General features: G+C 71.5%; 8 protein-coding genes. 5 read left to right on the top strand and 3 right to left on the bottom strand.

The genetic code is table 11. The features are described from left to right. Positions 1-143 precede the first annotated feature (143 nt). A complete protein-coding gene (locus tag ACGFI9_RS36695) occupies positions 144-1,349 on the top strand; it encodes a low temperature requirement protein A (RefSeq protein WP_393185607.1) in 1,206 nt (401 codons plus the stop codon). A gap of 207 nt (positions 1,350-1,556) precedes the next feature. On the opposite strand, the gene ACGFI9_RS36690 is transcribed toward ACGFI9_RS36695, so the two are convergent. After that, positions 1,557-2,738 carry a low temperature requirement protein A gene (locus ACGFI9_RS36690; protein WP_393185606.1) on the bottom strand — a complete coding sequence of 394 codons (1,182 nt, stop codon included), beginning with the start codon at positions 2,736-2,738 and terminating at the stop codon, positions 1,557-1,559. A gap of 719 nt (positions 2,739-3,457) precedes the next feature. On the opposite strand from ACGFI9_RS36690, the gene ACGFI9_RS36685 reads away from it, so the two are divergent. After that, positions 3,458-3,643 carry a hypothetical protein gene (locus tag ACGFI9_RS36685; RefSeq protein ID WP_393185605.1) on the top strand — a complete coding sequence of 62 codons (186 nt, stop codon included), beginning with the start codon at positions 3,458-3,460 and terminating at the stop codon, positions 3,641-3,643. Between the two features lie 80 nt (positions 3,644-3,723). Here ACGFI9_RS36685 and glnA read toward each other — a convergent pair whose 3' ends face one another. Further along, positions 3,724-5,148 (bottom strand): type I glutamate--ammonia ligase, encoded by a 1,425-nt coding sequence (gene glnA / locus ACGFI9_RS36680; RefSeq protein ID WP_393185604.1) that lies wholly within the window; start codon positions 5,146-5,148, stop codon positions 3,724-3,726. Between the two features lie 262 nt (positions 5,149-5,410). Here glnA and ACGFI9_RS36675 point away from each other — a divergent pair, with 262 nt between their 5' ends. Further along, positions 5,411-5,821, top strand: coding sequence for an RDD family protein (locus ACGFI9_RS36675; protein ID WP_393185602.1), 411 nt, complete (start codon positions 5,411-5,413; stop codon positions 5,819-5,821). 274 nt (positions 5,822-6,095) lie between these two features. On the opposite strand, the gene ACGFI9_RS36670 is transcribed toward ACGFI9_RS36675, so the two are convergent. Continuing rightward, positions 6,096-6,785, bottom strand: a complete 690-nt coding sequence (locus tag ACGFI9_RS36670; RefSeq protein WP_393185600.1) for a DUF4191 domain-containing protein — start codon at positions 6,783-6,785, stop codon at positions 6,096-6,098. Positions 6,786-6,996: 211 nt separating this feature from the next. Between ACGFI9_RS36670 and ACGFI9_RS36665 the strand changes: the two genes are divergently transcribed. After that, positions 6,997-7,167 carry a hypothetical protein gene (locus ACGFI9_RS36665; protein WP_393185598.1) on the top strand — a complete coding sequence of 57 codons (171 nt, stop codon included), beginning with the start codon at positions 6,997-6,999 and terminating at the stop codon, positions 7,165-7,167. Continuing rightward, positions 7,164-10,514: an AAA family ATPase gene (locus tag ACGFI9_RS36660; protein ID WP_393185596.1), complete on the top strand. Its 3,351-nt coding sequence runs from the start codon at positions 7,164-7,166 to the stop codon at positions 10,512-10,514. Before ACGFI9_RS36665 ends, ACGFI9_RS36660 begins: the two co-directional genes overlap by 4 nt. The last annotated feature ends 4 nt before the right edge of the window (positions 10,515-10,518 follow it).

Here is a 10,518-nt window from a genome sequence, read left to right as displayed (position 1 = left end):
GAGCGTAGACAACTCTGATGATCGATTCCCGTGCCTGCTCGCTACATCGGAGTACCCGCCTGTCCGTATCTTGGATGCCTACTGCCGGTCGCTCTAAGTGTTGAATCCGGATCTGCCGAATGTTGGGCGAACAAGATAGGCCTATGAGGCACATCTTCCGGGCCCGGCCGCCGGTGCCGACCGAGGAAACCCATCGGACCACGCCGTTCGAGGTGTTCTTCGACCTGGTGTTCGTGTTCGCCTTCATCCGGGTGGAGACGTTCACGGCACGGGCGCCGACGCCACTCGGGCTGGCGCATAGCCTTGTGCTCCTGCTGCTGCTGTGGTGGCCGTTCACTAACTACGCTTGGTTGGCCAACCAGGTCCGCGCCGACGTGGGCCTGGTCCGCGCCGGAAACTCCGCTGTGATGGCCGCGATGTTCGTGGCCGCCCTGGTCCTCCCCGAGGCGTGGCGGCACGGCAACCAGTCACTGGCCGCGCCCATGACTCTGGCCCTCGTCTACATCGTCGTCCGGGCGGTATATCTGGCCCTCGTCTGGCACATATCGGCCGGTAACGCGCGGCTACGCGCTTCGCTGCGCTTCCGGTTCATCCCGGTCTCGGTGGGCTTGATTGCGCTGCTGTTCGGTGCGGTGTTCGGCGGCGCCACGCAGACGCTGTTGTGGGCCGCGGCGTTCCTCATCGACTGCATCGGCGGCCTATTCATCGCGGTCTCTGCCGGACACGCTCTGTTGCCCAGCCCCAGCCATTTCGCCGAGCGGCACGGCCTGATAGTAATCATTGCTCTGGGCGAGTCGCTGATCTCGGTGGGCGTCGGCGCCGGATCGGCGGTCACTCGTTGGCCGGTCCTGATCGCTGCGCTGCTCGCCCTGACCATGGCGCTGGCCCTGTGGTGGCTGTACTTCGAGAACACCGCCGCACCAGCCGGGCAAGCCCTGGCGCGGATCCCCGCTCCGGACCGGACTCGGACCGGCAGCATCGCCTACAGCTTGGCTCACTTCGTGCTCATCGCCGGGATCATCTACCTGGCCGTCGGCATCGAGGTGGTCCTCGCCAACATGGCCCACCACCCACTCCAGCAGCCCGCTGGGACCCCGCTGGACTGGTCTTCGATCGCAGCTCTGTTCGGCGGCCCCGCCCTCTACCTCATTGGTCGGGCACTGTTCCTCCGACTTACCGTCCGGCACACCCCACCCGCCCAGATCCTCGCGGCCGGCACCATCCTCGCGCTGCTGCCCGTCGCCCGACACCTTCCCGCCCTCGCCGCCCTCGCTCTGGTCGCCATCATCTTGATCGCCCTGGTCTGCTATGAACGGATCAACTGGCAGCCAACCGCTGCGGCGAAATGACTACGTATCCAGGCCTGCCGAACCCCCGACGAACCGGCAATCTGGCCAAGCTTCGTTCTAGCCAGAGCCGTCACGCATCATGTGGCGTTAATGTGCCACGGATCAAATGAAGCCGGACACCAGAACTGAGGCACCAGAACTGAGGCAGCTGTCGGGTCTCAGGACCTGCGTTACAGATCAGTATCGGGACGTGGGTGACACGTCCGGCTAGCTGGGTGGTGACGGCGGCTCGGGCGGGCGTCCGCGGGCGCGGGCTGCGTCGGATATGGCGATCCCGGTTAGGACGAGGGCAGGGGCGGTGGCGACCGGCAGTGGCGGAAGGGGGAGCATCGCCGGTGTCAGGGCGCCCAGGACAAGCACGCCGATCGGTCGAGACCGGGACACGCGGCCGAACACGGCGTACTCGAAGTGGGCGCGCCCGGCCAGGTACAGCGCGGGTCCGCCGAGTATGACGGCGATCCAGGCCGGTGGGGTGTGCCCGAGTGGATGGGCGATGACGAGTTCGGCGCCGACGGCGGCAACGACCACGCCGGCCAGCATCACCAGGTGGGCGTATGACGCCCATCGGGCGAGGCGCGCCGGTTCGGCAGACGCGGCAATCGCTCCCTCCAGGACTTCCCCAGCGCGGTATATGTAGATCCGCCACAGCAGCACGGTGGTCGCCATCGACACTCCGAACGCTGCGGTTCCATGAGGCGCGAAGCCGCTGCTGCTCAACGCCAGCCCCGTCACCAGGATCAGCTCGCCGAGCGCGATGATGAAGAGCTGCCGGTAGCGCTCGGACAGGTGCTCGTCCGAGATCACAAGGTCTTGGCTGGGCGTACGGCCCGCCGCCGGGGTGGGGAAGCCCCGCGAGCCTGCCGTGTGGTCAAGGACCACCGCGAGTGCCCACAACGCGCCACGCCACGTACCGTGCACGAGCGCCCCCGCGATCCACGGCAGCGCCGACAGGCCGTACCAGAACAGCCCCCGCACGCCGATGCGCTGCAGCTCGTGGCCACGAAAGGTGACCGCGAGGACGAGCCCGCGGCCGATCTGGATGGCGACGTACGTACCCGCGAAGATCAGGCCCGTGTCGCCGAATGCCTCGGGCAGCGCGGCCGCCATCACCAGACTGCCGACCATGGTCGCGATGACCAGGGCCTGGATCACCGGTTGTTGCGTGTTCATCCGGTCGGTTATCCACGCGGTGCTGGACCAGATCCACCACATGGCCAGCAACAGCACCAGCGTCCGGAAGGCGTCGCTCCACCCGAGATGCTCGGCCAGACCGCGTGAGAGCTGAGCGAGCGCGACGACAAACACCAGGTCGAAGAAGAGTTCCAGGAACGTAGCCCGCTGCGGGTCCCCGGCTCTCCGCAGCAGCTTGGCGGTTCTGCTCGTCGTCATCGGCTCGCCCGTTCCGCCAGCTCTGCTCCGGATTGGACGCATTCTGTCATACGGCAGCGGTGGCGACCGCGGACCTGCTGCCGTGGCCTGGAATCGAGCGGCCCGCGTTACACGGACGGGCGACGGTCGAGGCCGGCGAATTCCTTCCATCCGTCGCCGCTAGTTCGGATGAGCTCGGCGACCTGACCCTGGCGTAGGGCTTGTGCTACAGGCGGCGGAGTGTCACGCAGGTTCTGATGAGGCAGTGGCTGTCAGCTGCTTCCGCTACCCATGGTCGGTGAGCCTCGATGTCGCCACGTAGAGCGTCAGGTGACGCCGATGCGTCAAGCATTCCGGGACCATGCGTCGAGCTGGTGGCAAGCGCCCGAGGGGTGACGGGACGCATGGGTGCGTTGATCGTGCAGCGCAGGCAGAATGGGTGCTCAAGGGTCGTCAGCCGTTCCTCGGCCCCGTCAAGACGAACACCAGTGCCCGCACCGTCGAGTTACCTGATGTCGTAGCGGTGGCGTTGTGTCAACACCTGGCCGACGGGTCCGACGCGGTCGAGGTCGACGACGACACGGACCGCTGCCGGCCGGACCGCCCGCCTGCTGTTCCGGGGTGTCGGTGGCGAGCCTGTCAACGCAGCGACCTTCTCCCGGACGTGGGCGACTGCCCGGGAGGCGGTCGGCCTGCCGGCGCGGTGGGGGATACACGGACTGCGGCACTACTAGGCGGCGGTGCTGATCCACGCCGGCGCATCGGTGAAGACGGTCCAGCTCGCGCTTGGGCACAGCACGCCCACCGTCACGCTCAACACCTACGTCCACGAGTGGCCGGACGTGCTCGACCGGACCCGGCTGCTCATTGACGGCGCGCTCGGGCAACACGGAACGGCGGCCACGCCGGCTGTGAGCCGGGCATGACCGCCGTCCGTGAGGTTGTACCCAACCTGTACCCAAGATCAGTGGCAATCTGTTGGTACAGGTCAGCGCCTTGATCGGGCTCAGCAGTCGAAGTACATGGCGAACTCGTGCGGGGTCGGGCGCAGGCGCACCGGGTCGACCTCGTTGGCCCGCTTCCAGCTCACCCACGTGGAGATCAGGTCCGGGGTGAAGACGCCGCCGTCGAGCAGGTAGTCGTGGTCGGCCTCGAGCGCGTCGAGCACCTCCGGCAGCGAGCCCGGCACCTGCTTGACGTCGCCCCACTCCTCCGGCGGGAGGTCGTAGAGGTCCTTGTCGATCGGCGCCGGCGGCTCGATCTTGTTCTTGATGCCGTCCAGGCCGGCCATCATCATCGCCGAGAAGGCGAGGTACGGGTTGCTGGACGGGTCCGGCACCCGGAACTCGACCCGCTTGGCCTTCGGGTTGCTGCCGGTGACCGGGATGCGGGTGCAGGCGGAGCGGTTGCGCTGCGAGTAGACCAGGTTCACCGGCGCCTCGAAGCCCGGCACCAGGCGGCGGTACGAGTTGACCGTCGGGTTGGTGAAGGCCAGCAGCGACGGCGCGTGGTGCAGCAGGCCGCCGATGTACCAGCGGGCCGTGTCGGACAGGCCGGCGTAGCCGGTCTCGTCGTAGAACAGCGGCTCGCCGTTCAGCCAGAGGCTCTGGTGGGTGTGCATGCCGGAGCCGTTGTCGCCGAAGAGCGGCTTCGGCATGAAGGTGGCGGTCTTGCCGTTGGCCCACGCCTCGTTCTTCACGATGTACTTGAAGAGCTGAAGCTGGTCGGCGGAGTGCAGCAGGGTGGAGAACTTGTAGTTGATCTCCGACTGGCCGGCGGTGCCGACCTCGTGGTGCGACCGCTCCACGGTGAACCCGGTGTCCACCAGGCGCCGCACGATCGAGTCGCGCAGGTCGGCGTAGTGGTCCACCGGCGGCACCGGGAAGTAGCCGCCCTTGTACGCGGTCTTGTAGCCGCGGTTGCCGCCCTCCTCCTCCCGGCCGGAGTTCCAGGCGCCCTCGATCGAGTCGATGTAGTAGAACGACTGGTGCGCGGAGGTCTCGTGGCGGATCGAGTCGAAGATGTAGAACTCCGCCTCGGCGCCGAAGTACGCGGTGTCGGCGATGCCGCTCGACGCCAGGAACGCCTCGGCCTTCTTCGCCACGTTCCGCGGGTCCCGCGAGTAGGCCTCGCGGGTGAACGGGTCGTGGATGAAGAAGTTCAGCGCGAGGGTCTTCTGGGCGCGGAACGGGTCGATGAAGGCGGTCGCGACGTCCGGGAGCAGGAGCATGTCCGACTCGTGGATCGCCTGGAAGCCACGGATCGACGAACCGTCGAACGCGAGGCCGTCGGTGAAGAGTGCGTCGTCGACGGACTCGACCGGCAGGTTGAAGTGCTGCATCACGCCGGGCAGGTCACAGAAACGTACGTCGACGAACTTCACGTCCTCGTTCTTGAGGTATCGCAGGAGTTCCTCGGGATTGGCGAACACACGTCCTCCTGGCAGGTCCACTCCGGTGGCTGGCTCCTGGCGACGGTATGGCGGCGCGGTTGCCCGGCCGTGTCTCTTCTGTTTCCGCCGTGTTACGTCCCTCGCGGAGCGTCATCTGTGCCGCTCAGTCGCCTTCGGGTCTCCGTTCGGACGATACTCCCCGGGTCGGTGTGGCGCTAATTGATGGCTTTGGTCCGATTATTCGCGTGGGGTCGAACCGCCGTATCCGGGCAGGCACCGGCCCTGACTACCCTTGACCGCTGTGACCGATACCGCCGCCGTACCGGTGCCGCCCGCCGCGGACCCCACCTTCACGCCCCCGAGCCTCGGCCGCCGCTTCGGCGCGCTCGTCATCGACTGGGTGCTCTGCCTGCTGGTCGCCAACATCTTCGCCGACCCGGTCCGGGACGGCTGGGCCCCGGTCCTGGTGCTGATCCTCGAGTACGGCTTCTTCCTCGGCCTGTTCGCCCAGACCCCCGGCATGTACATCACGAGGATCAGTTGCCTGTCCTGGGCCGACGGGGGCCGGATCGGGGTGTTCCGGGCCCTGCTGCGCGGCATCCTGCTCGCCCTGGTCGTGCCGGCCGTGATCATGGATGCCCACCGCCGCGGCCTGCACGACCGGCTCAGCGGCTCCGTCATCGCCGACGTCCCCCGCCCCGCCCGCCGCTGACCGCCCCCACCGCCGAGCCGCCCCACGCACCTGCCTCGCTGTCACCCGGCGTCCCGCGCCCGGCGCCGCCCGCGCGCCGCGCCAGCGTCCATGGGCGCTGTTTCTGGGAAATAGTGGTCATCCGTCGGCCGGAGGCCACTCTTTCGGTGAATTAGCGCGGATCTTGGCGCGGGCGCGGATCTTGGGGCGCGGGGGCAGGGCGGGCGCGGCGCGGGGAGTGGCATGAAAAAGGAGCCGGCCCGTGGGGGCCGGCTCCTTTTCTCGTACGTGGGGGTCAGCGGCCCCGGGTCTGGCGGAACGCGCCGCGCGGCGGCCGCATGTTCTTCGGGATCGCGCCCTTGGGCATCTGCGGGCGCGCGGTGAGCGCCTTGAGCCGCTTGTCGAGCGCGTTGACGTCCTTGGGGGAGAGCGTGCGGGGCAGCCGCATCAGGGTCATCCGCAGCTTGCGGATCGGCAGCTCGCCCTCGCCCTGGCCGATCACGAAGTCGTGCAGCGGCGCGGAGCCGATCACCTTGGCCAGCCGGCGCTTCTCCTGCCCGAGCAGGCCCCGGACACGCTGCGGGTTCCCCTCGGCCAGCAGGATCACGCCCGGGCGGCCCAGCACCAGGTGGATCATGTCCATCTGCGTGGTGGAGCTGACCGCCGGGGTGACCCGCCAGTCGCCGCGCATGCTCTCCATGATCTGCGCCGCCGCGCCCGGCTGCCCCTCGGCGGCGTTCATCATCGCCTTGTTGGACCGCAGGTTGAGCACGATCAGCACCGCGAGCAGCGCGAACAGGATGCCGATCGGCAGCCAGATCCAGCCCCCGAGGATCACCGCGACCACGGTGAGCGCGAGCGGGATCAGCACCGCCGCCGCGGTCAGCGGCGCGAACCACCGGTCCTGCTTGGCGGTGAACTGGAACACCATCCCGATCTGCTTCAGCCGCTGGCCGAACGAGACCTTCTCCTGGGGCTTTGCCATGCCGAAGAGTCTAGTGGTCGCCCCGAGACCCGTTGATCCGTGGCCGCCCTCCGCCGATCCGGCTGAGTACCTTACGGCGTCATCCGACCGTCCAGGCCCCGGAGTAAGGAGGGGGACGGCGGGAAGATCAGGCGACGGACCCATGCCCCGGGGCCACCTTCGCGCGGAAAGTCAGTGTCGACAGCGAAACGACACGACAGGGGAATCCGACATGTTCGGCAACGACGCAGAGCTCATGCTCACCATCCACCGCAGCCACGCCTCCGAGCTCCAGGCCGACGCGGCCCGCGACCGGCTCGCCCGGTCCCTGCCCCGCCGGCACCCGCGCGGCTGGCTCAGCCGCCGGCAGCACGCCGCCCGTACCGTCGACGGCCGCCGGTGACCACCGTCGCCCAGCCGACCGCCCGACCGGCGCACCCCGCGCCGCCGGCGACCGGCCGGGAGGTGACCGCGCCGGCCGCGCCGCCGGCCGGTCCGATCCGTGACACGCCCGGGCCGGCCGCACCCGCCGCGACGCCGCCCCCCGCCGGCCCGGCCGTCGATCGGCTGGATGTGGCTTCGGCCGGCTGGCTGGATGCCGGTCCGGCCGTGGGTCGGTCGGGTGCGGCTCCGGCGGCCTCGCTCGACGCCGGTCCGGCCGCCACGGGGGCGGCCGGGCCGGCCGGGGGAGACCGGCCGGTCGGCGGGGACGGCGTCGCCGGCCGTCGTGGCATGCTCGACGGCGTGACCGTACGCGCCGCCAGCACCGTCCTCGTCGGCCGCCACGAGGAGCTGACCGCGCTGCGCGCCGCGCTCGGCCGGGCCCGGGCCGGGGAGCCCACCACCGTGCTCGTCGGCGGTGAGGCCGGCGTCGGCAAGACCCGGCTGCTGGAGGAGTTCGGCGCGCACGCCGGCGACGCGCGGGTGCTGGTCGGCCAGTGCCTGGAACTGGGCGAGGCGGGCCTGCCCTTCGCGCCGTTCGCCGCCGCGCTGCGCGAGGTGCTGCGCCGCGACGGCCCGGCCGCCTTCGCCGGGTACGAGGCGGAGTTCGCCCGGCTCCTGCCGGAGCTGGCCCGGGTGCCCGCCGGGATCGCCGCGCCCACCGGCCTGCCGGTCTCCGACACCCCGCGCGGGTACCTGTTCGACCTGGTCGCCGACCTGTTCGGGCGGATCGCCGAGGACCGGCCGCTGGTGCTGGTGATCGAGGACCTGCACTGGGCCGACCGCTCCACCCGTGACCTGATCGGCTTCCTGGTCCGGGCCGCCCGCGCCGCCCGCCTGCTGCTGGTCTGCACGTACCGCACCGACGAGTTGCACCGCGGCCACCCGCTGCGGCCCTTCCTCGCGGAGCTGGACCGGGCCCGCGGCGTGGACCGGGTCGAGCTGGGCCGGCTCGACCGGGACGGCACCGCCGCCATCCTCACCGACCTGCTCGGCGCCGAACCCGCCCCCCGGGCCGTCGACGACGTGCACGGGCGTACCCAGGGCAACCCGTTCTTCATCGAGGAGTTGGCCGCCGCCGGTGACCCGGTGGGCTGCGCCGCCATGCCGGAGACCCTGCGCGACCTGCTGCTGGCCCGGGTCGACCGGCTGCCGGACCCGGCCCAGCGGGTGCTGCGGATCGCCGCCGCCGGCGGCACCCGCTTCGCCCACCAGCTCCTCGCCGAGGTCGCCGGCCTGCCCGAGCCCGAGCTGGAGGACGCGCTCCGCGCCGCGGTGGCCGCCCAGCTGGTGGTGGCCGACCCGGACGGCGACTACGAGTTCCGGCACGCCCTCGTCCGCGAGGCCGTCCACGACGAGCTGCTCCCCGGCGAGCACGCCCGGCTGCACGCCCGGTACGCCGCCGCGATCGAGGCGCAGCCGCACCTGGTGGCCGCCGGTCGCGCCCCGGCCGAGATCGCCCACCACTGGTACGCCGCCCACGACCACCCCCGCGCCCTGCTCGCCGCCCGAGTCGCGGCCTGCGCCGCCGCCGACCGGTACGCGTACGCGGAACAGAGCCGGCTGCTGGAACGGGTCCTTGAACTGTGGGAGCTGGTGCCCGACGCCGCCGAGCGGCTCGGCATGGACCACCTGCGGGTGCTGGAGGAGACCCTCGCCGCGGCCACCACGGCCGGCGACCTCAGCCGGGCCCTCACCCTCACCCGGGCCGCGCTGGCCGAGGTGGACGCCGACGCCGAGCCGCTGCGCGCGGCCCGCCTGCTCGACCAGCGTGGCCGGCTGCTCGCCCTGCTCGGCAAGAGCGACGGTGCGGCCGAGCTGGGTGAGGCGTACCGGTTGGCGGCTGGGGTGCCGGACGGGCCGGAGCGGGTGGGTTTGCTCGCCGACATCGCGGCACACCTGATGAAGGTCGATCCGAAACAGGCCGCCTCGGTGGCGGCCGAGGCGATGGCCGGCGCCGAGGCGGTCGGCGGGGACCTGGTCCTGCTGCCCACCCGGATCGCCATGCTCCGTCGCACCGACCAGACGCCCGACCTCGGGCTAGCCGAGCTGCGCCAGGCGGAGGCCCGGGCCAGGGCGACCGACAACGCGCCGGCGCTGGTCAGCGCCCTGGTTTACCTCTCCGACGTGCTCTACGAGCTGGGCCGGTACGCCGAGTCGGCGGAGACGGCCGCCGCCGGGGTGAGCGAGGCGCGCCGGGTCGGGATCAGCCGCTCCATCGGGGCGTACCTGCTGTCCAATCGGGCCGAGGCGCTGATCGCGCTGGGCCGCTGGGACGAGGCCGACGTGGCCTGCGCCGAGGCGGCCCGGATCGACCCGCCCGGCGTGTCCGGGCTGCACTGGCTCCAGCTCCGGGCCGGGCTGCGGCTGGCCCGGGCGCATCCGGCCGCCGACGAGCTGGTCGGCCGGGCGCTGGCCTTCCTGGCCCGACCGTACCTCTGGCCCAACCACCGGCTGCCGCTGCGCGAGCTGCGCATCGAGGCCGCCCTCGCCGCCGACGACAAGCTGGCGGCGCTCGAGGCGAGCCGCGCCGCGCTGGCCGACGACCGCCTCGTCCACCTGCCCCGGGAGGCCTGGCCGGTGCTCACCGCGGCGGCCCGGACGGCCGCGCTGACCGGGGACGCCGCGCTGGCCGGCGAGGTGTCCGCGGTGGCCGCCGCCCTGCCCGCCCGCTACCCGGCGGAACAGGCGCACGCCGCCCAGGTCGCCGCGATCCTGGCCGGCATCGGCGCCGCTGTCGCCGGCGCGCTCGACGACGCGGGGGCCGGCGGCGACGGCGCAGCGCCGGGCACCGACGGCGCCGGGTCCGACGGTGGCGTCGGTGCCGCCGGGGTGCTGGCGGCCTGGCGGACGGCGGTGGAGTCGTGGCGCACGGCCGGACAGCCGTACCCGCTGGGCCGGGCGCTGCTCGGGCTGGCGGAGGCGGCCGCCACGGCCGGCGAGCGGGACACCGTCGCGGCGGCGGTGCGCGAGGCCGGCGAGATCGCCACCCGGCTCGGCGCCACTCCGCTGGGCGAGCAGGTCGCCACCCTGGCCCGCCGGGTCGGGCTGCGCGGCGGTGGGCGTCCCGGCCCGGACCTGCTCACCAGCCGCGAGCAGGAGGTGCTGCGACTCGTCGCCGAGGGGCACAGCAACAGCCGGATCGCCGAGCGGCTCTTCATCTCGCCGAAGACGGCCAGCGTGCACGTCTCCCGGATCATCGCCAAGCTGGACGTCAGCAACCGGGTCGAGGCGGCCGCCGTCGCCTATCGCCTCGGACTGCTCACCGTCACCCCGCCCGACCCGCGCCAGCCCAGCTCCTCCTCCTGACCGC

Origin of the sequence: Micromonospora sp. NPDC048930 (assembly GCF_043197935.1) — a bacterium.
GTDB lineage: Bacteria > Actinomycetota > Actinomycetes > Mycobacteriales > Micromonosporaceae > Micromonospora.
The sequence above is the reverse complement of the archived record's forward strand: the minus strand, read 5'-3'. Positions and strand labels throughout refer to the sequence as shown.

Excerpts from the sequence above, each read along its gene's own strand:
- ACGFI9_RS36695 (WP_393185607.1), top strand. The coding sequence starts at position 144 with ATGAGGCACATCTTCCGGGCCCGGCCGCCGGTGCCGACCGAGGAAACC.
- ACGFI9_RS36690 (WP_393185606.1), bottom strand. The coding sequence starts at position 2,738 with ATGACGACGAGCAGAACCGCCAAGCTGCTGCGGAGAGCCGGGGACCCG.
- ACGFI9_RS36670 (WP_393185600.1), bottom strand. The coding sequence starts at position 6,785 with ATGGCAAAGCCCCAGGAGAAGGTCTCGTTCGGCCAGCGGCTGAAGCAG.
- ACGFI9_RS36665 (WP_393185598.1), top strand. The coding sequence starts at position 6,997 with ATGTTCGGCAACGACGCAGAGCTCATGCTCACCATCCACCGCAGCCAC.